Below are 25,813 nucleotides of genomic sequence, written 5' to 3' on the forward strand. Positions count from 1 at the left end.
GGGGAGGAGCGGGGGGATCCGAGCCTGGGGAGGACTCAGTGCCGGTCGATGCCGAGGCCGGCGAGCAGCTCGGCACGGCGCTCCGCCAGCTCGGCCGACCCGCGGTCCCGCGGGCGCGCGCCGGGGACCGTCATGACCTGCTGGATGCGCGAGACGCCTCCCGGCTCGTCGCGGCCGAGCAGCACGATCCGGTCGGCCAGCTGCAGCGCCTCGTCGACGTCGTGGGTGACCAGCAGGATCGTCGCGGGTGCGGCGGCGTGCACGTCCAGGAGGAGGTCCTGCATCCGGATGCGGGTGAGGGCGTCCAGTGCGCCGAACGGCTCGTCGAGCAGCAGGACGCCGGGATTCCGTGCCAGCGCGCGGGCGAGCGAGGCGCGCTGCGCCATCCCTCCCGACACCTCGCGGGGTCGCGAGTAGGCGTGCGCGGTCAGCCCGACGAGCGAGAGCAGCTCGTCGACGGCGTGCCGCGCGGCGGCGCGCGCGGTGCCGCGCGGCAGGCCGAGCGCCACGTTGGCGGCGATCGTGCGCCACGGCAGCAGCCGCGGCTCCTGGAACGCGACCGCGCAGCGGGTGTCGATGCCCGAGACGGGGCGCCCGTCGATCAGCACCGAACCGGCCGACGCGGTGTCCAGGCCGGCCGCGATGCGCAGGAGCGTCGACTTGCCGCATCCACTGGGCCCGAGGATCGCGATGACCTCCCCGGCGGCGACCTCGAGGTCGACCCCCTCGAGCACCGGTGCTCCGGGCGAGAACGTGCGGCCGACCCCGTCGAAGCGCACCGGGAACGCCGACTGACCGAGATCGGCGTCGAAGGCCAGGCTCGTGCGGGAGGGCGTGTCGGACATGGGGCTCCGGGGCGGCGGGGCGAACGGGCGGACCGTCCCGATCGTACGGACGGCGGCGATTCATCCGATTCCGTGATGACACGCGGAGTAACAGTGCGATCGATCGGAGTGACGCCCGGCGTCGGCCGCGCACGCCGCCCGCTCCTCCTCCCGCAGCCGCAGACCGTCCCGCGGCGCCCGCCCTCAGAGCCGCCGAAGTCCGCGATCCGTCCCCGGACGCGAAAAGGCCCGGCCCGCGGAGAACCGCGGACCGGGCCGAGCAGTGCGACGACTACGCGCTGACGAGCACGAGCTCCTCGAGGGGCAGGCGGGTGCGCGGGGCGACCTCGCGCTCGCGGAGCACGTCGTTCGCGAGGGACTCCGGGTCGCCGACGACGCCGATCGCGGCGACGGTCACGGGGTCGAAGCGCTCGTCTATCGCGAACTCCTCGCGGAGACCGTCCTTCTCGAAGCCGGCCATCTGGTGCACGTGCAGTCCGTCGTGGTGCGCCTGGACGCTGAGGTGCGCGACGGCCTGGCCCAGGTCGTAGACGGCCCAGGGGCGGGGCTTGCCGTCGGCGTCGACGGTCTCGGCGAGGGCGACGACGAGTGCCGCGGCCGAGCCGGCCCAGGCCGCGTTGAAGCCGACGAGGTTCTTCGCGACGCGGTCGAACTCCGGAGTGCCGCGGCGGGCCACGATGAAGCGCCAGGGCTGCGAGTTGTTGGCGGAGGGGGACCAGCGCGCGGCCTCGAGCAGCGAGGCGAGGGTCCCGTCCGAGATCTCGGCCGTCGTGTCGAACGAGCGCGGGCTCCAGCGCTCGGCGAGCACGTCGAGGATCGGCGCGCTGGTGGTGGCGGTGCGGGACGCGGTGGCGAGGGACATCGTGGAGCTTCTTTCCGGGAGGGTGCGGATCAGGGGAGGGCTCCGTTGCCCGCTCGTACAACCCCGCGCGGCGAGCAGGCATTCCCGCGGGCGGGGTCCGGGTAAGGCCTACCAGGTCCGTTCGCCCTCGGAGGACCCCCGGGCCGGGCGGCCTCGGAACGGTACGCTCGTAGACGGCGTGGTTCCCCGCGCGCAACGTTCACGACTCTGATGGAGGATCATCCATGGCCCAGCACTTCGACGTCGTCGTCCTGGGGGCGGGTCCCGGCGGGTACGTGGCTGCGATCCGAGCGGCGCAGCTCGGCAAGTCGGTCGCGATCGTCGAGAAGCAGTACTGGGGCGGCGTCTGCCTCAATGTGGGCTGCATCCCGTCCAAGGCGCTCCTGCGCAACGCGGAGCTCGCCCACATCTTCCACTCGCAGGCCAAGCAGTTCGGCATCTCGGGCGACGTCTCCTTCGACTTCGGCGCGGCGTTCGACCGCAGCCGCACCGTCGCGGACGGACGCACCAAGGGCGTCCACTTCCTGATGAAGAAGAACAAGATCACCGAGTTCGACGGCACCGGCGCCTTCACCGGCCCGAAGGGCCTCGACGTGCAGCTCACCAAGGGCGGCTCGGAGTCGCTGACGTTCGACGACGCGATCATCGCGACCGGCGCCTACGTCCGCCTCCTGCCCGGCGTCGAGCTCTCCGAGAACGTCGTCACCTACGAGACGCAGATCATGACGCGCGACCTGCCCGACACGATGGCCATCGTGGGTGCCGGCGCGATCGGCATGGAGTTCGCGTACGTCCTCAAGAACTACGGCGTCGACGTCACGATCATCGAGTTCATGGACCGCGCCCTCCCCAACGAGGACCCGGACGTCTCCAAGGAGATCCAGAAGCAGTACAAGAAGCTCGGCGTCGAGATCCTGACCTCGACCAAGGTCGAGTCGGTCGTCGACAAGGACGGCTACGTCACCGTGACCTACACCGCGAAGGACGGCACCCAGTCGACCCTCGAGGTCGACAAGGTCATGATGTCGATCGGCTGGGTCCCCCGCGTCGAGGGCTTCGGCCTCGAGAACACGGGCGTCGAGCTGACCGAGCGCGGAGCGATCGCGATCGACGACCACATGCGCACCAACGTGCCGCACATCTACGCCATCGGCGACGTGACCGCGAAGCTGCAGCTCGCGCACGTGGCCGAGGCGCAGGGCGTCGTCGCCGCCGAGACCCTCGCCGGTGCCGAGACCCAGACCCTGGGCGACTACCGCATGATGCCGCGCGCGACGTTCTGCCAGCCGCAGATCGCCTCCTTCGGCCTCACCGAGAAGCAGGCGACCGACGAGGGCCACGAGATCACCGTCTCGACCTTCCCGTTCATGGCGAACGGCAAGGCGCACGGCCTCGGCGAGCCGACCGGCTTCGTGAAGCTCATCGCGAGCAAGCAGTACGGCGAGCTCCTCGGCGCGCACATGATCGGCCCGGACGTCTCCGAGCTGCTCCCCGAGCTCACGCTCGCGCAGAAGTGGGACCTCACCGCGACCGAGCTCGCCCGCAACGTGCACACCCACCCGACGCTGTCGGAGGCGCTCCAGGAGGGCTTCCACGGCCTCAAGGGGCACATGATCAACATGTAGGTGCCCGCACCTGCACCGCACCTCCGGCTCGCAGGAACCGGTCCGGCTCGTCCGGATCACCGGTTCCCGCGAGCCGGAGGTGTTTCCGCGAGCCGGAGGCGTGTCCGCGTACCGGAGGCGGTCCCCGCGACCCGCAGGCGGTTCCCGCGACAGGAGGCGACTCCGCCCCTCCCGCTAGCGTCGACCGCATGGACCCCCGCCTCCTCGACCACCTCGCCGCCGACGCCTGGCCGCCGCTCGAGAGCCGCGCGCTCGACGGCTGGCGTCTGCGCGCCGCCTCAGGAGTCACGAAGCGCGCGAACTCGGTCCTCACCTCCGGACCCGTCGTCGATCCCGAGCGCGCGATCGACGCCGCCGAGGCGTTCGCCCGCGAGCACCGCATCCCGCCGCTCCTGCAGCTCGGCCCCGCGACCCTCCCCGCCGACCTCGCCGACCGCCTGAGCGCCCGCGGCTACGCCCCGCACGATCGCACGCTCGTCCTCACGGGCACGGTCCGGGAGGCGCTCGCCGCCCTGAGCGGGGGGCGCACCGAGATCGACGCGCACCCGTCCGACGACTGGATGCGGCTCTGGTGGTCCGTCGACGGCCGGGGAGGCGACGCCGAGGTCGAGGTCGCGCGGCGGATCCTCGCGGGCTGCGACTCCTCCTACGCCCTCCTCCGCGACGAGGACGGCCCCGCCGCCTGCGGCAGGCTCGCGTTCGCGACCGCGCTCGACGGTGAGGAGTGGTGCGGCCTGTTCGGAGTCGCCACGCGCCCCGATGCGCGCCGCCGGGGGCACGCCTCCGCCGTCCTCCGCTCCCTGCTCGACCAGGCGAGAGGCCGCGGGATCGAGCGCCTCTGGATCCAGGTCCTCGAGTCCAACTCCGGTGCCCGCCGCCTCTACGCGGCGCTGGGCTGCGAGCGGTCCTCCTGGTACGAGTACTGGCGCCGCCCCTGACCCGCCCGCGGCGAACCCGGCGCGAGACGCCGGTCCGGTCCGCGCCACGCAGGTCGGGGCGTGCCGGAGCGGCTTCTCGCGGCGGACGTCACTCCAGGACCGCCCGGGCCACGGAGTCCGCCCGTGCCGAGTCGCCGGTCACGAGCACTCGCCACCACACGTCGTCCGCGAGCACGTCGACCTCGCAGGTGCCGGTCGAGCAGCCCGAGATCGCGCGCTCGCCGAGGCCGTCCACGGGTGAGAGCGGGATCGCGAGACCGGTGGTGAGCGAGAGGTTGCGCCAGCCCTCCTCCCCCGAGGGGAGCGCGTCGACGCTGATCCCGGAGTAGGCGGCGCTGGCCGCGTCGGTCCAGGTGCACGAGGTGTAGCCGGCGCGGGCGGCCGCCGCGGCTCCGGCGGTCGTGATCGGCGCCCCCTCGGTGCCGGCTCCCGGAGTCGGCTGCGCGAGCCCCGCGAGCGACGTCAGCTGCTCGGCCGTCAGCAGGTCGGCGCAGGCCGGCCCGGTGCCCGGAGCGACCTCGTCGAGCCGACCGGAGGCGGAGTCGGCCGTCGCGGAGGCGAGCGCGGCGAGATCCAGTGCCGTCGGAGCAGCGGTCAGCGCGAGCGAGACCCAGGTCGTGCCGATGAGGATCTGGGCGGTGCAGCTCCCGTCGACGCACGATCCGGAGGCGGCGTCGCCCGCGGCCAGTGCGGGACCGGCGGGGAGGGCGGCGAACGCGTCGGCCGCGTCCCCGGCGGCCGAGGCGACGACCGACGCGGGCCCGTCCGTCTCGAACCAGGAGCAGGTCAGCAGGCCGCCGTTCTCCTCGGCGGCCGCGCGGATCAGCTCGGACGAGCTCTGCACGGCGCCGTCCCGGCTGCCCTCGAGCCGGTCGGCGGGGAGCCGCAGCGCCTCCGAAGCCCTCGAGACCGGCAGCAGCGCGTCGCAATCGAGCTCGGAGACGGGCGCCGCGGAGGCGGAGGCCGAGACGGAAGGGCTCCCCTCCGGCGCCGGCGCCCCCGAGCACCCCGCGAGAGCGACGCCCGCGATCAGCCCGAGCGCGACGAGCCGCGCCCTCACGCCGAGAGCTCGCGCTCGATCGCCGCCGTGAACACGTCGATGTCGTCCTCGGTGGTGTCGAACGAGCAGACCCAGCGCACCTCGCCCGTCGCCGGGTTCCAGTCGTAGAAGCGCGACACCTCGCGCAGGCGGTCGGCCACTCCGGGCGGCAGCGTCGCGAAGACCGCGTTCGCCTGCGTCGGCTGCGTGAACGCCAGGCCCGCGATGCGGCCCGCCGCCACCGCCTCCTCGAGCCGGGAGCGCAGCCGCTCCGCCATGGCGTTCGCGCTCCGCGCCGAGCGCAGCCACAGCGGCTCCGTCTCGCCGTCCTCGCCGAGCATGGCGAGCAGCTGCGCCGAGAGGAAGCGCATCTTCGACGACAGCTGCATGTTGGTCTTACGCAGGTAGTGCAGTCCGCTCGACGCCTCGGGATCGAGGACCACGATCGCCTCGCCCAGCAGCATGCCGTTCTTCGTGCCGCCGAACGAGAGCACGTCGACGCCGGCATCGGTCGTGAAGGCGCGCAGCGGCACTCCGAGCGCCGCCGCCGCGTTCGCGATCCGCGCGCCGTCGAGGTGCAGCCGCATGCCGTGCGCGTGCGCGTGGTCGGCGAGCGCGCGCACCTCCTCGGGCGTGTAGACCGTGCCCAGCTCGGTCGACTGGGTGATCGAGACGACCAGCGGCTGCGAGCGGTGCTCGTCGCCGTAGCCCCAGGCCTGCTCGTCGACGAGCGCCGGAGTCAGCTTGCCGTCGGGCGAGGTCACCGTGAGGATCTTGATCCCGCCGACCTTCTCGGGCGCTCCGCCCTCGTCGGAGTTGATGTGCGCGGTGCCCGCTGAGATGACGGCGCCCCAGCGCGGCAGCATCGACTGCAGCCCGGTGACGTTCGCGCCGGTGCCGTTGAAGACCGGGAACGCCTGCGCCTGCTCGCCGAACTCGCGCCGGAACGCGTGCTGCAGGCGCTCGGTGTAGACGTCCTCGCCGTACGCGACCTGGTGCGCGCCGTTGGCCGCGGTGATCGCGGCGAGCACCTCCTCGTGGACCCCGGAGTAGTTGTCGGAGGCGAAGCCGCGGACCGTCGGATCGTGCAGAGAGCTCATGCCTTCATCCTCGCAGCCCGTCGCCGGAGGGTCCCTCCGGGTGCGCGTTCAGCGGGCGCTCATGTTTCCGGCATGTGAACAGCCCGGGAGCGACGAGCCGATCTCCGTCAAGAAGTTGGTATCGGCTGAGCGAACGGCCACTCTTGTCCTATGCGCATGGACACATCGGGGGCGGTCCGCGATATGCCGGCCCCTCCCGGGGTGGACGAGATCGCGGCGCGCTTCGGCGACCCGGTCCTCGCGTTCGCCCCGCAGCCCCGACTCGAGGAGTTCGCGGCGGCTCAGACCATGGCGCTCGGGCGGTTCGTCGAGATCTCGCTGTCGTACTCGTTCTTCAAGAATCCGCGCAATCGCGCCGATCCTGTGAACCACGTCCCGCTCACTCCGGAGCAGAAGCGGGCGATCGACCGGGCCGAGAACGACCACCTTCCGCCGTGGATGGTCGACCAGGTCACTCGGATGCGGTACCCCGTGCTGTGGGAGGCCGTGCGCACCTCCGTGCCGATCCCCGCCGAGCGCAGCCGGCCCCTGGAGTCGCGGCTGGCCGCGCACATGGGCGATGTGCTCCGCAACACGTTCCCCGGCCGCGTCCGCAGCCGTCGGGGCGGCATGCCCGTGGTCGCCGCGGCGCTGCGCGACGAGGACGTCGTTCGCGGTGTGCCGGTCGTGGTCGACGGAGAGGCCCTGCGCGGCTACCGCGTCGACACCGATCCCGACGTGGTCGCGATCGGCGCCCGCGTCGACGGCCGCTACATGACCGTGGTGCTCGATCGGAAGATCGTCCCCGACATCCGCATGGAGTTCGTGCGCCGCACGCCTCCGCGCGGTTCGGCTCCGCTCGCCCGCCGCTGACGCGGCTCGCTGCGCGACCTCCGCCGACGAGGGGGTCCGCTCGCTGCCGGTCGACAGCACCCGGCCTCAGCGCACGTCCTGCGGCACCGACGCGGTCAGGACCGCCCGGGCACCGCGATCCCGTGCTCGTAGGCGAACACGACCGCCTGGATCCGGTCGCGCACCCGCAGCTTCATCAGGATCTTCGACACGTGGGTCTTCACCGTCGCCTCGCCCACGAACAGCTGCGTGGCGATCTCGGCGTTCGACCAGCCCCGCGCGAGGTACACCAGCACCTCGCGCTCGCGATCGGTGAGCTCGGCGACGCCCGGGTGCTCCCGGGGGCTGCGGGCGGGATCCGCGGCGAAGCGCTCGATCACGCGGCGGGTGACGTCCGGAGCGAGCATCGCGTCGCCGCGGGCCACGACCTGCACCGCGTCGACCAGGTCCTCCGGCGAGGCGTTCTTGAGCAGGAAGCCGCTCGCCCCGGCCGACAGCGCGTCGAAGAGGTAGTCGTCGCGGTCGAAGGTCGTCAGGATCAGGACGCTCGAGCACAGTCGCGGGTCCTTCACGATCTCGCGGGTCGCGGCGAGCCCGTCCATGCCCGGCATCTGCACGTCCATGCAAATCACATCGGGGCACAGCTCGGTCGCCCGCGCGATCGCCTCGGAGCCGGTGCGGGCCTCGCCCACGATGACGATGCCCGGCTCGGACTCCAGGATGATGCGGAACCCCGCGCGCACCAGCTCCTGGTCGTCCACCAGGAGGACGCGGATGTCGTCGGTCATGCGCGGCCCCCGCTCGCTGCGTCGTGGCGCCCCCGCGACGCCCCGGTCGACGCTACCGGGTCCAGGAGCGGCTGCGGGCCGACGACCGGCGCCAGCGGGACGTGCACGTGCACGAGGTAGCCCTCTCCGCGCCGGCCCATCTCTATCCGCCCGCCCACGGCGGCCGCACGCTCGCGCATGCCGGTCTGCCCCAGGCCGCAGGAGGCGGGCGCGGTCGGATGCGGACCGGTTCCGCCGTCGTCGGCGACCTCGAGCTCGACCGCGTCGGGCAGGTAGCGCAGGCGCAGCTCGGCCCGCGCGCCCGCGCCCGCGTGCTTGCGGACGTTCGTGAGCGACTCCTGCGCGATGCGGTAGAGGCTGAGGCCGACCGTCGCGGGGATCTCGCGCGGGAAGCCGAGAGTGCGGAACGCCGTCGGCAGTCCCGAGCCGGCGGAGGCGTCGACGAGCTCCTCGAGCTGCGCGACGCCGCGGGTGGAGGCGGAGTCGGTCGGGACCGTGTCGAGGGGGCCGGCCGCGGACGACTCCTCGGCGCGGAGCGCGACCAGGATCCGGTGCAGCTCGTCGATCGCCGAGCGGGCGTCGCCCTCGATGGCGCTGAGCGAGCGCGCGGCCTTCTCGGGGTCGCGGGCGAGGACGCGGCGTGCTGCTCCCGCCTGCACCCCCATGACGCTGACGTGGTGCGCGACGACGTCGTGCAGCTCGCGGGCGATGCGCAGGCGCTCCGAGGTGACCGCCTGGCGCGAGGAGCGCTCGCGCTCGTCGTCGAGCTCGGCCGTGCGCGCCTCGAGCGCCTCGAGCCGGCGCGCCGACTGCCACGAGGCCTCGCCGAAGACGAAGGCGCTGCCGAAGTAGAGCAGGTTGACCAGCAGGACCAGCGCCGATTCGGCGACGTAGGGCGAGAGCGGTCCGACGGACTCGGTGGCGGGCAGCGCCCGGTCGAGCCACTCGCCCGTGATCAGCGAGGTCACCAGCCACCCGAGCATGGCGATCGCGATCACCAGGCGCACCGCGAGGGCGGCCCGGCGGTCCCGGCTCCAGGCGCCGACCGTGTAGATCGCGAGGAACAGGCAGATCTGGTTGAAGAGCGACTCCGGCACCTGGAGCACGAGACCGAGCGTGTAGACCACCGCGAGGACGATCGCGACGGTGGCCGGGTACCTCCGCCGCAGCGCCAGCGGCAGCGTCAGCGCGACGGCCCAGTGGGCGCTGACGACGGGGTGCGCCGCGTCGGGGAAGCCGGCCGAGGTGTACAGCAGCACCGAGATCACGGTCGCGAGCAGGAGGATCCCGGCGGCGACGGCGTCGCGGATGTACTGCGACCGCGTGGGCGGTCGCCTCGTCCAGCCGGCGTCGAAGGGATCGGCGGCGGCGACGGCGTCGGCACCTCGGGACATGACGTCCACGGTACGCGACCGGGCCGCGGCGGCGGCGGGCGCACTGTCACCCGCCGACGCCGACCGCTCAGTCGCGCCCCGTGATGCCCTTCGTCGACCCGATCACGTCGCGCATCTTCTTCTCGAGGGCCTCGTAGAACATCGACAGCGGGAACTCGTCGTCCAGCACCGCGTCGGTCAGACCGCGGGGCGGCCCGAGCAGCACCTCGTCGGGCAGCCCGCGCGCCCAGGCCGACGCCGGGTGCGGAGTGAGCACCGACGCGATCAGAGCGTGCGCGGCCAGCCAGTGCGCGGTCTTGGGGCGGTCGATCGAGCGCCAGTACAGGTCGTCGATCGCGTCCGAGAGCGCGACGACCACGTCGGCGACACCGTCCCACTCGAAGGCGAGGCGCGTGTCCGTCCAGTGCAGCACCCCGTGCCGGTGCAGCCAGGCGAAGAGCAGCTGCCCGCCGAGACCGTCGTAGTTGCGCACGCGCGAGCCGGTGAGCGGGAAGCGGAAGAGGCGGTCGAACAGGATCGCGTACTGCACCGACCGCGCCCTCTCGGCCAGGCGCTCCTCGTCCGCGTCGCGGTGCTCGGCTGCGGCGAGCCGGCGCTCGATCGCGACGGATTCGCGGAACGCCGTCAGGTCGCAGCGCAGCTCCTCGAGCGAGTAGAGGAAGAAGGGCATGCGCTGCTTGATCATGAAGGGGTCGAACGGGAGGTCGCCGCGCATGTGGGTGCGGTCGTGGATGAGGTCCCACATCACGAAGGCCTCCTCCGCGAGGTGCTGGTCGGCGATCAGCCGGCGCGCGTCCTCGGGCAGGTCGAGGCGCGTGACCTCGGCGGCGCTGCTCACGACGCGGCGGAAGCGGGCGGCCTCGCGATCGGCGAAGATCGCTCCCCAGGTGAAGGTCGGGATCGCGCGCATCGCCACGGTCTCGGGGAAGAGCACCGCGCTGTCGGTGTCGTAGCCGGCGGTGAAGTCGACGAAGCGGACCGGCACGAAGAGCGCGTTCGAGTACTCGCCCGCCTCGAGCTCGGCGACGAAGCGCGGCCAGACCACCTCGACCAGCACGGCCTCGACGTGCCGGTCGCGGCTGCCGTTCTGCGTGAGCATCGGGAAGACGACCAGGTGGCGCAGCCCGTCGATCCGGTCGAGCTGCGGCTGGAAGGCCTGCAGCGAGTCGAGGAAGTCGGGGACGCCGAGCCCGTCGGCGCTCCACCGCTCCAGGTCGACGACGAGCGCGTCGAGATAAGCGGCGTCGTGCGGGAAGCGGGGGGCCAGGGTGCGGACGGCGGTGACGATCCGCTCGAGCGCGGCGCGCGCCTCCGGCAGCGTCGCCGGGTCGGCGAGGGAGCCGTCGGTCGCCTGGAGCGGCTGCAGGTCGCCGACCGCGGCCTTGAGGTCGAGCCAGGCGGAGGAGGACTCGACGCGGTCCTCGAGGACCTCCGGCTCTCCGACGACTGTGCTCTGCACGAACTGCGACATGGTGATCCTCCTCACGCTTCGAATCCTCGGTGGAACGGGTCGGATGCGACCCGACTCCGAGCGTAGGGCGGCGTGCGCGCGCTTTTCTTGCGTGAGGGCGGAGCGGAGCGGCGACGTCGGCGCTCGGCGCGCACGTCTGCGCCGCTCGGGTCGGCGGCGGCGCTCAGGAGCGGCTCCGGAGGTCGTCGCCGCCGGATTCCGGTGACTCCTCCACGGGTCTGATCAGCACTCCACCAGGGCTTTCGCAGGTTGGACCCCCCGTCCGGGGCTAGATTCCTCCACGACCCACCGTGACCCCGGTCAGGGGGTCAGGATGGTGCGGACATCGCGGCCGCATCCCGAGTGCGGCCCATCCGATCGAGCGGCCACTCCGAACACCTGGCGGAGGGGCACGACCGACGAGCCATCCTGAGAGAGAGGATCGGAGCGCGTGACGGGACCCGAACCCGGAAGCGACCACAGCACAGTCAGCATCGATCAGCACCCCTCGACCCTCCGCCTGCTGCCCTGGCCGCAGGCGGACACCGCCGCACTCCGCGTCACCCGCGCGGAGTCCGACGCGGGTCGCGGGCACGACGAGGACGGAACCCTGCACGACCGCTACCTGCGCGGTTGGGCCGAGGGCACCGCCTTCTTCTACGCGATCGAGCTCGACGGCGCCTGCGTCGGCTCCATCGGCTATTGGTACGGCCACTCGCGCGGCATCGTCGCGTACGAGGCGGCCTGGAGCCTCGCCCCCGCGGCGAGGGGACGCGGCGTGGCCGCGCGTTCGGTGCGCCTGCTGCTCGACGAGGCCGCGGCGTTCCCGCTGCCCCGCTTCGTGCACGCCTTCGTGCGCACGGACGACGCGGAGGACAACGCGATCTGCGTCGAGGTCGGCTTCGACCGCGTGGACATCGTCGAGAAGGGCGAGCCGCCGAGCCTCTGGGCCGACTGGGCGTTCGACCTGGCGGCGGTCGCCTAGGGGCGGATGCCCGCGCCCGGAACCGCGGGTCGTGCGGCGGTTCGGTGGCGGGCCGCCTGCATGCGACCGGCGTCTTGCGACGGCGCCCCGCGCCACCTTCGCGTCCACCCTCCTCGCGCCGTACCATCTCCGTATGGGATCTCCGGGCCTCGACGGTCCGCTCTCCGCGCTCTCGACCCACGAGTGCGCACGGCGATGAAGGAGTGCACGATGGACATCACGGTGAGGACGAGCCGCTTCCTGGCGGCGCTGGCGGTCGCGGTCGTCGTAGCGGCGACGGCGGCGACGACGGCGAGCGCGACGACGACGTACCCGGACGGCGGTACCTGGAAGTACGGCATCCGCGAGTACTCGAGCACCCCCTACCTCTACTCCGAGTACTTCCACGCCTCCAAGACCCACAAGGCGAGCACCATCACCTCGAGAGGCGTGCTGTCGTCGTCCGGCTGGGTGGTGAAGGGGCTGTGGGCGAAGGCGCCGGAGAAGGCGTCGAACTACAGCACCAGCACCAACCACTGGTATTACAACGTCTGAGCATGCGCGACGACGCAGACCACGGACGCAGTCGTCGTCCGCCCGCCCGGAACTTCGCCGCGACGATGCTGCTCGTCTCGGTCCTCCTCTCGGGGTGCTCGTCTGCGCCTCCTGCTGCGGCCCCCACTGCCGGTGACGCCGAGTTCACCGGGCCGTGGGCGGCCGAGTTCCGGGCCTTCTCGGCCGAGGCGAAGTCGGACTTCGAGCGCGGAGCACTCAGCGACGGAGACGTCTCGGACCAGGAGTACGCCGAGATGACCGAGCGCTTCCGCGCGTGCCTCGAGGCGGCCGGACTCGTGTTCGAGGGCTTCGCGGCGGACGGGTCCTACACGGCGGCACCGGCGGGTGGGGCGGCCGACGCGGAGTCGTCGCGGGACGCCGCGACCCGCTGCAGCGAGGAGACGGGCGAGGCGAGCCTCGGCGCGCTGCACAGTTGGATCTCGCGCAACCCCGACAACGAGGACCAGGCGGTGCTGATGGTCGACTGCATGGTGCGCGCGGGTCTCGTCGACTCCGCCTACACGGCCGACGACTGGACGCGCGAGAACGCCGCATCCTCCCTCCCCGCCTCCGTGCCCGCGGACGGCGCGGAGGCGTACGAGGAGTGCGTCGCGGACCCGCTGGGCGTGCTCGGTGGCTGAGCGGAGGCGCCGGGCGACCCGGTCGGGCGGGCCGCGGTGACAGCGGCGCAGGCCGCGACCCGCGCCGGCATCGCAGCCCTCCTCGCGTTCGCGCTCCTGGCCGCCGGTGCGACGACAGCGCTCCTCCTGCTCGCCCCGACCGTGCCCGCGAGCCTCCGTTCGGCGGACGACCCCCTGACCGTCCCCGTCTCCTATCAGGACTTCGCCGATCCTCGGCCCGTTGAGCTGACCTTCACCCGGGCGCCCGACATCTCGGTCGTGGCGCGCGCCTCAGGTGTCGTCACCGCGTACTCGTGCCGGTCGGGGGCGGCTCTCGAGTCGGGCGGGTCCCCGCTCTCGATCGACGGCGCCCCGCTCCTGGCGCTCGCGACATCGACTCCGCTCTGGCGCGATCTCGCGATCGGCGACTCCGGGGACGACGTCCGAGCGCTGCAGCGGGAGCTCGTCCGGCTCGGGGCTCCGCTCGTCGCCGATGGCACCCTCGGCGCAGGGTCGATCCAGGCGATCGAGCGCCGCCTCGAGAAGGCTTCGGGGCGTGCCGAGCAGTTGTCGACCGTTCCCCTCGCACGGCTGCTCTGGCTCCCCGGGCCATCCGTCGTGGCAGCGAGCTGCGAGGTCTCCCTCGGCGGTCGAGTCGACGGGGCCGTCCCGATCGCCGTCGTCGCCGGATCCGTCGCCTCCGCCTCGATCGTCGCCGTGCCGAGCGGAATGCTCGACGGCGAGCGCCGACTCGTCGTCGACGACGCCGTGCTGGTGCCGACCCCCGAGGGTCGCATCGACTCCGAGCAGGAGCTCCACGCCTTCGCCTCGACCCCGTCGGCACGCACCGCGCTCGCGACCGAGGGCGGGAGCACCGTCCCGGGCCAGTACGTCCTCGCGGCACCCGTGCGGGTCGGAATCGTGCCTCCGTCCGCCCTCGCCGGCGCGGACGGCGGGACCGCCTGCGTCCTCACGGACGGCGGGCCGGTGCGCGTGCACGTGGTCGACTCGGAGCTCGGTCGGTCGTCCGTCGAGTTCCCGAGTGGGAGCGAGCCGGCACTGGTCGCCGCCGACCCTCCCGCCGACCTGGACTGCGCGTGAGGGTGCACGATCTCGGCCACCGCTTCGGTGCCGGCCCGTGGCTCTTCCGCCATGTGACCACCTCCTTCCGGGTCGGCGAGGTGTGCGCCCTCGTCGGGCCGTCCGGCTCCGGCAAGAGCACGTTCCTCTCGATCCTCGCGGGATCGCAGGCGCCGGCGGAGGGGAGCGTCGAGCGAGCGGAGGCGGGCCGCATCGGCTGGGTGCTCCAGTCCCCGCACGGCGTCGCCCGTCGCTCGGCACGCGACCACGTCGCCCTCCCGCTGCTCGCCGACGGCCTGCGCACCGCCGAGGCCGACGCGCGGGCCGTCGACCTGCTGCGCCGCTTCGAACTGGACGGAGTCGCCGACCGGCCGTTCGGAGAGCTCTCCGGAGGAGAAGCTCAGCGGCTCATGCTGGCCCGCGCTCTCGCCGCACGGCCCTCGCTGCTGCTCATCGACGAGCCGACGGCTCAGCTCGATCAGCAGACCGCCAGGACCGTCGACCGGGCGATCACCGCGGCGTCCACGGCCGACTGCATCATCGTGGTGGCGACGCACGACCCCGGCACGCGCGACTCCTGCAGCCGATCGGTCGATCTGTCGTCGGCCACCGCATGAGGGCGTCGGCGATCCTCCGCGAGGCGTTCCGCGGAGTGGTCTCCGGCACCTCCCGGGCGCTCCTGACAGCCGTGGTCCTCTCGGCTGTCGTTCTGCCCGTGCAGATCGCCGATCTGACGCTGACCCGCTCGCTCGTCGAGGAGGCCCGCTCCTACCGAGACTCGGGTGCCTCCGTGCAGACGGTCGTCGCCGCAGGGAGGATCGACGGCGCGGCGTGCAGCGCGCTCGGGGCGCTGCCGTCGGTCCGTGCCGCAGGAGCCGTGCGGGCGGCGCCCCATGAGCTGGTCGCCGCGGTCCTCCCGCGGTCGCCTCTCCCCCTGCTCGAGGTGACCGGCGGCTTCCCCGAGGTCGTGCGGGCGAGCACACGGCCCAGCGCCGGTCTCGTCCTCTCGGACGGGGCGGTCCTCGCCCTGGGCCTCGATCGGGGCGAGGTCGCCCTGACCGAGGGGGGCGTGGCCCACGTCCGGGGGAGCTACTCCTGGCCCGACGACGGCCGCCGCACCGGCTTCGGCTTCGCCGCGCTGGCGGTCTCCCCGCCCGGCGCTCCCTTCGACGAGTGCTGGGTCGACGTCTGGCCGCAGAGCGAGCGGATCCGCGCGCTTCTGCTGACCACCGTGCAGTCAGCGGGAGGCGGGCCGCGGGATCCGTCTCCCGTGCTCGCTCCGCTCAACTCCTCGCGGGGGGACGTGTTCGACGGCGGTACCCGCTACGCCGGGCGCATCACCCTCCTCGCGCCTCCCCTGGCGGGCCTGCTCGCACTCGCCGCGGGCGCGGCCGTGGCCGGACTGCGACGCCTCGAACTCGCCTCAGCGCTGCACTCGGGAGTGCGCCGCGTCGAGCTGCTGGCGGTGCTGATGCTCGAGGCGATCGCCTGGCTCCTGCCCGTGGCGGCCGTCGCGGCTGCCGTGTCCGCGGTCTTCTGCGCGACGGGGCCCACGATCGACGAGGGGCCGACCCTCGTGCAGGGGCTCCGCACTCCCGCGTGCGTGCTCCTTGGCGGCCTCGTCGGTACCGCTGGGGCCGCCCTGGCGGCCCGGGAGGCGCACCTGCTCCACTACGTCAAGAACCGGTGACTTTCACACCCCGTGGGCGGCGAGCCAGGGCCGCAGGACCGCGAGGAACTCCTCCGGCCGCTCGACGCTGGGCAGGTGCGCCGCCTCGTCGAAGACGCAGGAATCGGCGCCGGGGATCGTCTCGGCGAGGTACTCGTGCACGGGGAACGACTCCGAGAGGTCGTGCGCGCCCACCACGATCAGCGCCGGCAGCGCCAGATCGACGACCCGGTCGTAGGCGGGAGGCTCGAGCGGGATCGGCCGGGGCTTCTCGTGCTCGTGGCCGGCGCGGCCGCGGGCGAGCTCCCGCACCGTCGCGACGAAGGAGGGGTCGAGCGAGTCCGCGGAGCGCTCCGGCCCGAAGGCCCAGAGCTCCGCTTCCCGCCGGGCGACCAGCTCGTGGTCGCCGCCTGTCAGCAGGGCGTCGATCTCGTCGAAGAGGGCGTCCTCGCGCGCGGTCAGCTCCGGATACGGGAAGCCGCCGACGCCCGGGCAGATCGCGACGAGCGCGCTCACCCGGTCGGGATGGGCGATCGCGAGGTCGAGGGCGGCGGATCCGCCCCGCGAGCAGCCGAGGACGGCGGCGCGCTCCACGCCCAGGTGCTCGAGCACCGCGAGGAGGTCGGCGCGCTCGTCGAAGTCGACATCGGCCGTCGTCGTGCCGCCGAAGCCGCGGGAGTCCAGGCGCACGACGAGATGGTCCTCGGCCAGCGCCGGGACGATCGGGTCCCACATCCTCAGGTCGGCGATGCCGGCGTGCACCAGCAGCAGCGCGGGGGAGGAGGCGTGGCCGTCCGCCTCCCAGTGGAGGCTCGCGCCGGGGACGTCGAGATGCGGCATGCGGCCACCGTAGGCCCGGCCCCCTCGGGGTGCAACGGCGCCGGACCCTAGGCTGGAGGGACGCCTGCGAGCCGCCCGCTCGCCCGAGGGACGGAGGACGCCGTGGAGGGAGTGCTCACCGGATTCGCGATCATCGGCGTGATCATCGCCGTCGGCTACCTGATCGCCCGCTTCGGCCTGGTGCCTCCCGAGGGCCGTGCGATCCTGTCGCGCCTCGCCTTCTTCGTGACGACCCCCGCCCTGCTCTTCACGGTGCTGTCGAGGGCCGATGTCACGGTGCTCTTCTCCTCCTTCCTCCTGGTGTCGCTCTGCACGGTGCTGCTCGTGGCCGCGGTCTACGTGCTCGCGTCGCGCCTCTTCTTCCGCCGCCCGCTGCCCGAGACCGTGATCGGTACGGCGTCCTCCTCCTACGTCAACGCGAACAACATCGGCCTGCCCGTGGCCATCTACGTCCTCGGCGACCCGCAGTGGGTCGCACCGACCCTGCTGCTGCAGCTGCTCCTGCTCGCGCCGACGATCCTCACCGTGCTCGACATCTCGACGAGCGGGCGCACGTCGGTCGGCGCGATCCTGACCCAGCCGCTGCGGAACCCCGTGATCATCGCGTCCGGTCTCGGCCTGCTCGTCGCGGTCACCGGAGTGGACGTGCCGGCCCCGGCGCTCGAGCCGTTCTCGATCATCGGCAACGCGTCGATCCCGCTCGTGCTGATGGCGTTCGGCATGTCGCTGCGCGGGCAGCGGCCGCTGGAGGCGGGCCCCGCGCGGATCGAGGTCGTGGTCGCCTCGACACTGAAGTCGCTCGTGATGCCGGCGGTGGCGTGGAGCCTGGGCCGCTTCGCCTTCCAGCTCGACGCCGAGCACCTCTTCGCGGTCACCGTGACCGCCGCGCTCCCCACCGCGCAGAACATCTTCAACTTCGCGTCCCGCTACGACCGCGGGGTCGCCGTGGCGAGGGACACGGCCCTGGTGAGCACGGTCGCGGCCGTACCCGTGCTCATCGCCGTGTCCCTCCTCCTGGGTTGACGCGAACACGCCCGGCCCGACCCGTCGCGGTGGCCGTCGCCTAGGCTCTCTCGAATGAGCACCACGACGACCTCCTCTCGCCGCGCCTCCGGACAGCCCCGCCGCCGTCGCCGCGGCCTCTGGATCACGCTGAGCATCCTGCTCGTCCTCGTGATCGGCGCGATCGTCGCGGTGCTCCTGGCCGTGCAGACGTACGACAAGGCGATGACGGTCCGCGCGAAGCTCACCTCCGCGATCCCGCTCGTCTCGCAGGTCGCCGACCAGCTCACCGGATTCGACACCGCGGGAGCCGAGGCGACGGCGGGCCAGATCGCGACCCTCACCGGCGAGGCGCGCGACGAGACCGACGACGGCGTGTGGCGCGTGATGGAGATCGTGCCGGTCCTCGGCCCCAACCTCTCCGCCGTCCGCGCCGCGACCGAGATCGCCGACGACGTGTCGGGCAAGATCGTCACTCCGCTCTCGGGCACCTCGCTCGACGTGCTGAAGCCGGTCGACGGCCGCGTCGACATCGCCGCGATCACCGACCTGTCGGCCAAGATCGACGTCGCGAAGCAGGTCGTCGACGAGTCGCAGGCGCGCGTCGAGGCGATCGACCGCGGGGCGCTCGTGCCGCAGGTCGCCTCGGCCCTCGACGCCTTCGCTCCGCAGCTCGAGACCGCCACGAAGGCGATGGACCAGGTGCAGCCGATCACGGCGATCCTGCCCGACGCGCTCGGCGCGAACGGGCCCCGCGACTACCTCGTCCTGTTCCAGAACCTCGCCGAGGCGCAGGCTCTCGGAGGCGGCGCCTCCTCGGTCATGCTGCTGCAGGCCGACGGCGGTGCGATCTCGATCACGGAGCAGCAGTCCAGCCAGGACTTCCGCGGGCTGGAGTCGGTGGACGTCGACCAGAGCGCGCTCGACACCTTCGGCGGCAACCTCGCCACGACCTTCAACGTCTCGACGAGCCGTCCCGACTTCCCGACCGCTGCGTCCATCGCGACGCAGTTCTGGGCGCAGAAGTTCCCCGACCAGAAGATCGACGGAGTGCTGGCGATCGACCCGGTCGCGCTCTCGTACCTGCTCGACTCGACCGGCCCGGTGGTGCTCACCGACGGCACCGAGCTGACGAGCGAGAACACCGTCTCGACGCTCCTGAACAAGATCTACTTCCGCTACCCGGCCGAGACCGTGGGCGAGCAGACCGACGAGTTCTTCTCGGAGGCGAGCGCGACGATCCTCGAGAAGATCCTCGGCGGCGAGATGGAGCCGACGCGCATGCTGCCGGCGATCGTCAAGGCGGTCGGCGAGAGCCGCGTCCTCGCCTACAGCACCGACCCCGACGAGCAGGCCCTCCTCGCTCCGACGCCCATCGCGGGCATCCTGCCCACCGTCAACACCGACAAGACCACGACGGGCGTCTTCTTCCAGGACGCGTCGATCGGCTCGAAGATGGACTACTACCTCGACACGGCGGTGACGCAGGCGAGTGCGAACCGCTGCGCCGCCTCCGGAGCGACCTTCACCACGCAGGTCACGCTGACCAACACGATCACCGAGAAGGTCGCGCGCACGCTGCCGCCCTACGTCGCGGCCAACGGCGGCAACAGATTCCCGCTCGGCGACTTCGTGACCAACGTCTACGTCTACGGCCCTCCCGGCACGAGCGTGACCGGCGCGACCTGGGCCTCCGGGCTCGGCACCGTGGTGCAGACGACGGACGACCTCGGCCGACCGGTCTCGAAGATCGCGGTGCAGCTGTCCCCCGGCGAGTCCGACACCGCCACGGTCACGTTCACGGCCGCTGAGGCTGAGGAGTACGGCGAGCAGGTCGTCCGCGTCACCCCGATGATCAACACGACCGAGGTGACGCTCCAGGACGACCCGAGCTGCGCCGGCTGACCGGTCGCTCGACGAGGGCGTACCGCCGCACTCCCGGTCGGGGCGTATCGAGCGGTGAAGCCCCCGCTCGCCGGCGTGCTGGTCGAGTAGCCCCGCAGGGGCGTATCGAGACCCGCCAGTGGATTCTCGCTCTGACCAGGCTTTGTGGCGTTGGTGGATCTCGAGACGCCCGCTGCGCGGGCTACTCGATCAGCAGAGTGCAGCCGCACCCGCAGGGTGACTTCTCCTCAGAGACCAGCACCGCCGACCCATCAGGCTTCTGATCGGGGACTTCTCGCGGAGATCGAGCTCGATACGCCCGCTGCGCGGCCTACTCGATCAGCATGGTGCGGAGATCGACCGCACCCCGACGGCCCCGCGTCCCAGCGCCTCGCCTCGAGGCCGCCCTCGCGTCAGACCAGCGCCGATCCGGGGATCGAGCTGGTGACCAGCCACGAGGCGAGCAGCGCCGCGCCGAAGCAGAGGGCGAGGCCGACGAGCGGGATCCACCAGGCCCGGCGCCCGACGAGGTAGCGCACGACCGTCACGGCCACGGCGATCAGCGTCAGGATCGGCGGCCCCAGGAGGGCGAGCGAGACGCCCCAGTCGATGCGGTCGTAGTCGCAGGCGATGTTCTGCCCCTCGCACTGCGCGGGGAACACCGAGAGCACGGCGGCGAGGTAGCCCAGCACGATCGCCACCAGTCCGAGCGCGAGGCAGCCGAGGACCGAGAGCACGAGGTCCCAGCGGCGGCGGAGCGGCCGTCCGGCCGCCACGACCTCCCGGACGGAGCGGTAGGCGTCCGTCCGCAGCTCGTCGTGCGCGCGACCGGCCGGACCCGGGCGCGGGGTCGGCCGCGGGGCCGGGCTGCGAGGAGCGGTCGGACGGGGGGAGGAGGAGCCGCTCGCGGCCGCCCGCGCCCGCTTCTTCTTCGAGGACGCCACGGTCAGAAGATCATCGGGCGGTCGTCGTCGAGGGTCGTCTCGAGATCGAGGTCGACCACCACGGGGACGTGATCGCTCGGGGCGTCGCCCTTGCGCTCGTCGCGGTGGATCGAGGCGCCCGTGACGAGCTCGCCGAACGCGTGCGAGCCGAGTACGAAGTCGATCCGCAGCCCCTCGTTGCGCGGGAAGCGCAGCTGCTTGTAGTCCCAGTAGGTGTAGCCGTCGGGGACGAGCGGGCGCACGACGTCGTGCAGCCCGGCGGCCTCGAAGGCGGCGAAGGCCTCGCGCTCCGGCGGCGAGACGTGCGTGGATCCGGGGCCCAGTGTCGGGTCGCCGACGTCGCTGTCGAGCGGAGCGACGTTCCAGTCGCCCATCAGCGCCAGCGGCAGGTCGGGCTCCGCGGCGAGCCACTCGCGGGTGCTCGCCTCGAGCGCGGCGAACCACTCGAGCTTGTAGAAGTAGTGCGGGTCGCCGACCGCGCGGCCGTTGGGCACGTAGAGGCTCCAGACGCGCACGCCGTCGACAGTGGCGCCGATCGCCCGGGCCTCGAGGGGGAGGGTGCCGTCCTCGGCGGGGGCCTTGGCGAAGCCGGGCATGCCGGGGAAGCCGATCCGCACGTCCTCCATCGGCAGGCGCGAGGCGATGCCGACGCCGTTCCACTGGCTGATCCCGACCATCTCGACGTGGTACCCGGCCTCGGCGAAGGCCTCGTGCGGGAACTGCTCGGGCTTGCACTTGAGCTCCTGCATGGCGAGGACGTCGACGTCCTCGCGGACCAGCCAGTCGACGACGCGGCCCGTGCGGGCCCGGATGGAGTTCACGTTCCACGTGGCGATGCGCATCCTCGAAGTGTAGGAGCCGCCGCCGACAGCCCGGTGCGGACGGCGGCCGTCCCTCGGGCTCCGGTCATCCGTCCGGCGGATTGCGGATCCGGTGTCGGTGGTCGATGGTTGTCTTGCGCCGTCCCGATCGGCGCCCCGCGCCGTCCCCGCGCCGCCGCTCGCGGCCCGCGTCCTCGTCCGCCTCCCGACCCGCCGCCGTTCCGGCGGATCCCGTCGATCCGCTCGAGCCGTCCCCGCGGCCGTCCCCGCTCCCGCCCGCTCCAGCCGTCTCGAGGAACCCCGTGATCCTGCTCCGACTCGCGTCGTCCTACGCGAAGCCCTACTCCCGGTGGATCGTCGCGGTCGTCGTGCTGCAGCTGATCTCGACCCTCGCGGCGCTCTACCTGCCGAGCCTCAACGCCGAGATCATCGACCAGGGCATCGGCACCGGCGACACCGACTTCATCTGGGCCACGGGGATGACCATGCTCGTCGTCTGCCTCGTGCAGGTCGTCACCGCGATCGGGGGCGTGTACTTCGGCGCCCGCACCGCCATGGCCGTCGGCCGCGACCTGCGCCGCGACGTCTACCGCCGCGTCGACTCGCTGAGCGGGCTCGAGGTCGGCCGTTTCGGCACCGCCACCCTCATCACCCGCGGCACGAACGACGTGCAGCAGGTCCAGATGCTGGTCCTGATGACCCTCAACTTCATGGTGTCGACCCCGATCATGTGCATCGGAGGCATCGTCTTCGCCCTCCGCGAGGACGCGGGCCTCTCGTGGCTGGTCTGGGTCTCGGTGCCGGTGCTGTTCGTCGTGGTCGGCGTGCTCGTCTTCCTCCTGCTGCCGCTGTTCCGCCTCATGCAGGACCGCATCGACGGCATCAACGGCGTGCTGCGCGAGCAGATCACGGGCATCCGCGTCGTCCGCGCCTTCGTGCGGGAGCCCTTCGAGTCCGAGCGCTACCGCCGCGCGAACGCGGCGATCACCGAGGTGTCGATCAAGGTCGGCAACATCTTCGTGCTGATGTTCCCGGCGATCATGATGATCCTGCACCTCGCCACGGCCGCCGTCCTCTGGTTCGGCGGGCAGCGCGTCGACGCGGGTCAGATGCAGATCGGATCGCTGACGGCGTTCCTCCAGTACCTGCTCCAGATCCTCACCGCGGTGATGATGGGCGTCTTCATGGTGATGATGATCCCCAGGGCGGTCGTCTGCGCCGAGCGCATCGACGAGGTGCTCGGCACCCGCACGAGCCTCACGAACCCCGAGGGCGGAGCGGTCACGCCGACCCTCGGCCGCGTCGAGTTCCGCGACGTCGTCTTCGGCTACCCCGGCGCCGAGCGACCCGTGCTCTCGGGCGTCGACCTCGTCGCCGAGCCCGGCCGCACGACCGCGATCGTCGGTTCCACCGGCGCCGGCAAGACGACGCTGCTCGGCCTCGTGCCCCGCCTGTTCGACCCGCAGGAGGGGTCGGTGACGATCGACGGCGTGCCCGTCTCGTCGCTCGACCGCGCCCAGCTCGCCGAGGTCATCGGCCTCGTCCCGCAGCGCCCCTACCTCTTCTCGGGCACGATCGCCTCGAACCTCCGGTTCGGCCGCCCCGACGCCACCGACGCCGAGCTGTGGGAGGCGCTGCGCATCGCCCAGGGCGAGGACTTCGTCCGCGGCAAGGAGCACGGGCTCGACGAGCCGGTCTCGCAGGGCGGCACCAACGTGTCCGGCGGCCAGCGCCAGCGCCTCTGCATCGCGCGGGCGCTCGTGGCCCGTCCCCGCGTCTACCTCTTCGACGACTCCTTCTCGGCGCTCGACGTCGCGACCGACGCGCGGCTGCGCGAGTCGCTCGCGGCGGCGACCATCGACGCGACGGTGATCATCGTCGCCCAGCGCGTCTCGACCATCCGCCACGCCGACCAGATCGTGGTCCTCGACGCCGGCCGGGTCGTCGGCCGGGGCACCCACGACGACCTCCTCGAGACGAACGCGACCTACCGCGAGATCGTCGAATCGCAGCTGAGCACCGAAGGGGTGGCCTGAGATGGCACGCGTCCGCGACACCGCGCAGGAGCAGCCGGTCGAGCCGGAGTCGCTCGCCCCCGAGTTCGAGCCCGGCGAGGCCGACGGCGGCATGTTCGGCGACGGCCCGCCCGCCCGCAAGGCCCAGCACTTCTGGCCCTCGGCCAAGCGGCTGTTCAGCCTCCTCGGCCCCGAGCGGGCCCGGATGATCGTGGTCGTCGCCCTGGTCTCGGCGTCGGTCGTCCTCACTGTCATCGCGCCGAAGATCCTCGGTCAGGCGATGGACACGATCTTCAACGGCGTGATCGGATCGCAGCTGCCCGCCGGAGTGCCGCTCGAGCAGATCATCCAGCAGCAGCGCGCCTCGGGCAACGGCACCTTCGCCGACATGCTCTCCAAGACCGACATCGTGCCCGGGCAGGGCATCGACTTCGTCGTGCTCGGCCGGCTCATCATCATCGTGCTGCTGATGTACGTGGTCGCCTCCGTCCTCATGTGGGCGCAGGGCTTCCTCCTCAACGGGCTCGTGATGCGCGTCGTCTACGGCCTGCGCCAGGACATCGAGGCCAAGCTGAACCGCCTGCCGCTGCGCTACTTCGACACCCGTCAGCGCGGCGACGTGATGTCGCGCGTCACGAACGACGTCGACAACATCCAGACCGCCCTGCAGCAGGCGTTCTCGCAGCTCGTCCAGTCGGTGCTGACGATCATCGGCATCGCCGCGATGATGTTCATCGTCTCGTGGCAGCTCGCGCTGATCGCGCTGATCTCCCTGCCGCTGTCGGGCATCATCGCCGGGGTCATCGGCGCTCGCTCGCAGAAGCTGTTCGCCGCCCAGTGGAAGAACACCGGTGCGCTGAACGGCCACATCGAGGAGTCGTTCTCGGGCCTCGAGATCGTGCGCGCCTTCGGCCGCGACCGCGAGATGCTCGAGGAGTTCGACCGCCGCAACGACGACCTCTACAGCGCCTCGTTCGGGGCGCAGTTCGTCTCGGGCATGATCATGCCCGCGATGACCTTCGTCTCGTACCTCTCCTACGTCCTCATCGCCGTCGTCGGCGGGCTGCGCGTGGCCTCGGGCCAGCTCACCCTCGGAGACGCCACCGCGTTCATCCAGTACTCGCGCGAGTTCACCCAGCCCGTCACGCAGCTCGCGAGCATGGCCAACATGCTGCAGTCGGGCGTCGCCTCGGCCGAGCGCACCTTCGAGCTCCTCGACGCCGACGAGCAGGACCCCGAGACGATCACCGACTCGCTGCCCGAGCGCACCGACGGCCACGTCGAGTTCCAGGACGTCTCGTTCTCGTACGACCCGGAGCAGCCGCTCATCGAGGGCCTCTCGTTCTCGGCGCAGCCGGGCCAGACCGTCGCCATCGTCGGCCCGACCGGCGCGGGCAAGACGACGCTCGTGAATCTCGTGATGCGCTTCTACGAGCTCACCGGCGGCCGCATCCTGCTCGACGGCGTCGACATCACCCGCCTCGCCCGCGGCGACCTCCGCTCGCGGGTGGGCATGGTGCTCCAGGACGCCTGGCTCTTCCAGGGCACCATCCGCGAGAACATCCGCTACGGCCGACTCGACGCGACCGACGACGAGATCGCCGACGCGGCGCGCGCCACCATGGTCGACCGCTTCGTGCAGCAGCTGCCCGACGGCTACGACACCGTGCTCGACGCCGACGGAGGGAGCGTGTCGGCGGGCGAGCGCCAGCTGATCACGATCGCCCGCGCGTTCCTCGCCAATCCTTCGCTGCTGATCCTCGACGAGGCCACGTCCTCCGTCGACACCCGGACCGAGCTCCTGGTGCAGCACGCCATGGCCGCGCTGCGCACCGACCGCACGTCCTTCGTCATCGCCCACCGCCTCTCGACGATCCGCGACGCCGACACGATCCTCGTGATGGAGGCGGGACGCATCGTCGAGCAGGGCGCGCACGACGAGCTGCTGCGCCGTCGGGGCGCCTACTACGAGCTCTACATGACGCAGTTCCGCGGGGGGAGCGAGGAGCAGACCGCTGCGATCTCGCCCGCGGGCCTGCCCGGAGGCGCCGAGACCGCACCGTAGAGTGGCCCTGTGAACGACGCACGCCAGCAGCTCATCGAGTACATCGGCTCCGACGCCGTCTTCCACGGGGACTTCACCCTGACGAGCGGCAAGAAGGCGAGCTACTACGTCGACCTGCGCCGCGTCAGCCTCGACCACCGCGTCGCTCCCCTGATCGGACAGGTCATGCTCGACCTCATCGCGCCGATCGAGCGCGTCGACGCCGTCGGCGGACTGACCATGGGCGCCGACCCCATCGCCTCGGCGATCCTGCACCAGGGCGCCGCTCGCGGTCTCGCCTACGACGCCTTCGTCGTGCGCGCCCTGCTCGACGATGCGTCCCGCCTCCATCACGAGGATCGTGTCGGCGTCGCGGATCGTCGAGCAGGGCGCGCACGACGAGCTGCTGCGCCGTCGGGGCGCCTACTACGAGCTCTACATGACGCAGTTCCGCGGGGGGAGCGAGGAGCAGACCGCTGCGATCTCGCCCGCGGGCCTGCCCG

General features: G+C 72.3%; 24 protein-coding genes. 14 read left to right on the top strand and 10 right to left on the bottom strand.

Going from position 1 to position 25,813, the window contains the following annotated elements; translation table 11 throughout:
• Window positions 1-35: 35 nt before the first annotated feature.
• Window positions 36-845 carry an ABC transporter ATP-binding protein gene (locus NB037_RS12100; protein WP_251946094.1) on the bottom strand — a complete coding sequence of 270 codons (810 nt, stop codon included), beginning with the start codon at window positions 843-845 and terminating at the stop codon, window positions 36-38.
• 271 nt (window positions 846-1,116) lie between these two features.
• Complete coding sequence (locus NB037_RS12105; RefSeq protein ID WP_251946096.1) at window positions 1,117-1,707, bottom strand: nitroreductase family protein; 591 nt, start codon at window positions 1,705-1,707, stop codon at window positions 1,117-1,119.
• Window positions 1,708-1,931: 224 nt separating this feature from the next.
• On the opposite strand from NB037_RS12105, the gene lpdA reads away from it, so the two are divergent.
• Window positions 1,932-3,332: a dihydrolipoyl dehydrogenase gene (gene lpdA / locus NB037_RS12110; protein ID WP_251946098.1), complete on the top strand. Its 1,401-nt coding sequence runs from the start codon at window positions 1,932-1,934 to the stop codon at window positions 3,330-3,332.
• A gap of 188 nt (window positions 3,333-3,520) precedes the next feature.
• Window positions 3,521-4,270 (top strand): GNAT family N-acetyltransferase, encoded by a 750-nt coding sequence (locus tag NB037_RS12115; RefSeq protein ID WP_251946100.1) that lies wholly within the window; start codon window positions 3,521-3,523, stop codon window positions 4,268-4,270.
• An 88-nt stretch (window positions 4,271-4,358) separates the two neighbouring features.
• Here the strand turns inward: NB037_RS12115 and NB037_RS12120 are convergent, their stop codons facing one another.
• Both NB037_RS12120 and NB037_RS12125 read right to left on the bottom strand, forming a co-directional pair.
• Window positions 4,359-5,330 carry a hypothetical protein gene (locus tag NB037_RS12120; RefSeq protein WP_251946102.1) on the bottom strand — a complete coding sequence of 324 codons (972 nt, stop codon included), beginning with the start codon at window positions 5,328-5,330 and terminating at the stop codon, window positions 4,359-4,361.
• Window positions 5,327-6,409, bottom strand: coding sequence for a threonine aldolase family protein (locus NB037_RS12125; protein WP_251946104.1), 1,083 nt, complete (start codon window positions 6,407-6,409; stop codon window positions 5,327-5,329). Before NB037_RS12125 ends, NB037_RS12120 begins: the two co-directional genes overlap by 4 nt.
• 201 nt (window positions 6,410-6,610) lie before the next feature.
• Between NB037_RS12125 and NB037_RS12130 the strand changes: the two genes are divergently transcribed.
• The gene (locus tag NB037_RS12130) at window positions 6,611-7,261 is read left to right on the top strand and encodes a hypothetical protein (protein WP_251946106.1); all 651 of its coding nucleotides are present in this window, start codon (window positions 6,611-6,613) and stop codon (window positions 7,259-7,261) included.
• 95 nt (window positions 7,262-7,356) lie between these two features.
• On the opposite strand, the gene NB037_RS12135 is transcribed toward NB037_RS12130, so the two are convergent.
• The 3 genes from NB037_RS12135 to NB037_RS12145 form a co-directional block, all read right to left on the bottom strand.
• Entirely contained in the window at window positions 7,357-8,028 is a 672-nt protein-coding gene (locus NB037_RS12135) for a response regulator (protein WP_251946108.1), read from the bottom strand.
• On the bottom strand, window positions 8,025-9,422 hold the full coding sequence (locus NB037_RS12140; protein ID WP_251946109.1) for a sensor histidine kinase: 1,398 nt from the start codon (window positions 9,420-9,422) through the stop codon (window positions 8,025-8,027). The genes NB037_RS12135 and NB037_RS12140 overlap by 4 nt, the downstream gene beginning before the upstream one ends.
• Window positions 9,423-9,489: 67 nt before the next feature.
• Window positions 9,490-10,893, bottom strand: a complete 1,404-nt coding sequence (locus NB037_RS12145) for a DUF6421 family protein (RefSeq protein ID WP_251946132.1) — start codon at window positions 10,891-10,893, stop codon at window positions 9,490-9,492.
• A gap of 430 nt (window positions 10,894-11,323) precedes the next feature.
• Here NB037_RS12145 and NB037_RS12150 point away from each other — a divergent pair, with 430 nt between their 5' ends.
• The 6 genes from NB037_RS12150 (at window position 11,324) to NB037_RS12175 (ending at window position 15,781) form a co-directional block, all read left to right on the top strand.
• The gene (locus tag NB037_RS12150) at window positions 11,324-11,857 is read left to right on the top strand and encodes a GNAT family N-acetyltransferase (protein ID WP_251946111.1); all 534 of its coding nucleotides are present in this window, start codon (window positions 11,324-11,326) and stop codon (window positions 11,855-11,857) included.
• A gap of 210 nt (window positions 11,858-12,067) precedes the next feature.
• On the top strand, window positions 12,068-12,391 hold the full coding sequence (locus NB037_RS12155) for a lactococcin 972 family bacteriocin (protein WP_251946113.1): 324 nt from the start codon (window positions 12,068-12,070) through the stop codon (window positions 12,389-12,391).
• 2 nt (window positions 12,392-12,393) lie between these two features.
• The gene (locus tag NB037_RS12160; RefSeq protein ID WP_251946115.1) at window positions 12,394-13,032 is read left to right on the top strand and encodes a hypothetical protein; all 639 of its coding nucleotides are present in this window, start codon (window positions 12,394-12,396) and stop codon (window positions 13,030-13,032) included.
• 36 nt (window positions 13,033-13,068) lie between these two features.
• Complete coding sequence (locus NB037_RS12165; protein ID WP_251946117.1) at window positions 13,069-14,112, top strand: peptidoglycan-binding domain-containing protein; 1,044 nt, start codon at window positions 13,069-13,071, stop codon at window positions 14,110-14,112.
• A complete protein-coding gene (locus NB037_RS12170) occupies window positions 14,109-14,708 on the top strand; it encodes an ABC transporter ATP-binding protein (protein ID WP_251946119.1) in 600 nt (199 codons plus the stop codon). Before NB037_RS12165 ends, NB037_RS12170 begins: the two co-directional genes overlap by 4 nt.
• A complete protein-coding gene (locus tag NB037_RS12175; protein WP_251946121.1) occupies window positions 14,705-15,781 on the top strand; it encodes a hypothetical protein in 1,077 nt (358 codons plus the stop codon). Before NB037_RS12170 ends, NB037_RS12175 begins: the two co-directional genes overlap by 4 nt.
• Before the next feature lie 3 nt (window positions 15,782-15,784).
• Here NB037_RS12175 and NB037_RS12180 read toward each other — a convergent pair whose 3' ends face one another.
• Complete coding sequence (locus tag NB037_RS12180) at window positions 15,785-16,600, bottom strand: alpha/beta fold hydrolase (protein ID WP_251946123.1); 816 nt, start codon at window positions 16,598-16,600, stop codon at window positions 15,785-15,787.
• Between the two features lie 102 nt (window positions 16,601-16,702).
• Here NB037_RS12180 and NB037_RS12185 point away from each other — a divergent pair, with 102 nt between their 5' ends.
• A complete protein-coding gene (locus NB037_RS12185; RefSeq protein ID WP_251946125.1) occupies window positions 16,703-17,623 on the top strand; it encodes an AEC family transporter in 921 nt (306 codons plus the stop codon).
• Between the two features lie 54 nt (window positions 17,624-17,677).
• Window positions 17,678-19,507: a DUF4012 domain-containing protein gene (locus NB037_RS12190; protein WP_251946127.1), complete on the top strand. Its 1,830-nt coding sequence runs from the start codon at window positions 17,678-17,680 to the stop codon at window positions 19,505-19,507.
• A gap of 392 nt (window positions 19,508-19,899) precedes the next feature.
• Here the strand turns inward: NB037_RS12190 and NB037_RS12195 are convergent, their stop codons facing one another.
• On the bottom strand, window positions 19,900-20,430 hold the full coding sequence (locus tag NB037_RS12195) for a hypothetical protein (protein ID WP_251946128.1): 531 nt from the start codon (window positions 20,428-20,430) through the stop codon (window positions 19,900-19,902).
• Window positions 20,431-20,432: 2 nt separating this feature from the next.
• Complete coding sequence (locus tag NB037_RS12200; protein WP_251946130.1) at window positions 20,433-21,272, bottom strand: exodeoxyribonuclease III; 840 nt, start codon at window positions 21,270-21,272, stop codon at window positions 20,433-20,435.
• A 281-nt stretch (window positions 21,273-21,553) separates the two neighbouring features.
• Here NB037_RS12200 and NB037_RS12205 point away from each other — a divergent pair, with 281 nt between their 5' ends.
• The 3 genes from NB037_RS12205 to NB037_RS19910 all read left to right on the top strand — a co-directional run.
• Window positions 21,554-23,287 (top strand): ABC transporter ATP-binding protein, encoded by a 1,734-nt coding sequence (locus NB037_RS12205; protein WP_251946131.1) that lies wholly within the window; start codon window positions 21,554-21,556, stop codon window positions 23,285-23,287.
• Window position 23,288: 1 nt separating this feature from the next.
• Entirely contained in the window at window positions 23,289-25,331 is a 2,043-nt protein-coding gene (locus NB037_RS12210; RefSeq protein ID WP_279308852.1) for an ABC transporter ATP-binding protein, read from the top strand.
• 9 nt (window positions 25,332-25,340) lie between these two features.
• The coding region (locus NB037_RS19910; RefSeq protein WP_504972113.1) for a type I phosphoribosyltransferase at window positions 25,341-25,813 on the top strand (473 nt) is incomplete at its 3' end.

Origin of the sequence: Rathayibacter rubneri (genome assembly GCF_023743255.1) — a bacterium.
In the GTDB taxonomy this organism is placed as follows: Bacteria; Actinomycetota; Actinomycetes; order Actinomycetales; family Microbacteriaceae; genus Rathayibacter; species Rathayibacter rubneri.

Coding starts and splice junctions, on each gene's coding strand:
- NB037_RS12100 (WP_251946094.1), bottom strand. CDS start 845: ATGTCCGACACGCCCTCCCGCACGAGCCTGGCCTTCGACGCCGATCTC.
- NB037_RS12105 (WP_251946096.1), bottom strand. CDS start 1,707: ATGTCCCTCGCCACCGCGTCCCGCACCGCCACCACCAGCGCGCCGATC.
- lpdA (WP_251946098.1), top strand. CDS start 1,932: ATGGCCCAGCACTTCGACGTCGTCGTCCTGGGGGCGGGTCCCGGCGGG.
- NB037_RS12115 (WP_251946100.1), top strand. CDS start 3,521: ATGGACCCCCGCCTCCTCGACCACCTCGCCGCCGACGCCTGGCCGCCG.
- NB037_RS12125 (WP_251946104.1), bottom strand. CDS start 6,409: ATGAGCTCTCTGCACGATCCGACGGTCCGCGGCTTCGCCTCCGACAAC.
- NB037_RS12135 (WP_251946108.1), bottom strand. CDS start 8,028: ATGACCGACGACATCCGCGTCCTCCTGGTGGACGACCAGGAGCTGGTG.
- NB037_RS12140 (WP_251946109.1), bottom strand. CDS start 9,422: ATGTCCCGAGGTGCCGACGCCGTCGCCGCCGCCGATCCCTTCGACGCC.
- NB037_RS12145 (WP_251946132.1), bottom strand. CDS start 10,893: ATGTCGCAGTTCGTGCAGAGCACAGTCGTCGGAGAGCCGGAGGTCCTC.
- NB037_RS12155 (WP_251946113.1), top strand. CDS start 12,068: ATGGACATCACGGTGAGGACGAGCCGCTTCCTGGCGGCGCTGGCGGTC.
- NB037_RS12160 (WP_251946115.1), top strand. CDS start 12,394: ATGCGCGACGACGCAGACCACGGACGCAGTCGTCGTCCGCCCGCCCGG.
- NB037_RS12175 (WP_251946121.1), top strand. CDS start 14,705: ATGAGGGCGTCGGCGATCCTCCGCGAGGCGTTCCGCGGAGTGGTCTCC.
- NB037_RS12180 (WP_251946123.1), bottom strand. CDS start 16,600: ATGCCGCATCTCGACGTCCCCGGCGCGAGCCTCCACTGGGAGGCGGAC.
- NB037_RS12190 (WP_251946127.1), top strand. CDS start 17,678: ATGAGCACCACGACGACCTCCTCTCGCCGCGCCTCCGGACAGCCCCGC.
- NB037_RS12200 (WP_251946130.1), bottom strand. CDS start 21,272: ATGCGCATCGCCACGTGGAACGTGAACTCCATCCGGGCCCGCACGGGC.
- NB037_RS12210 (WP_279308852.1), top strand. CDS start 23,289: ATGGCACGCGTCCGCGACACCGCGCAGGAGCAGCCGGTCGAGCCGGAG.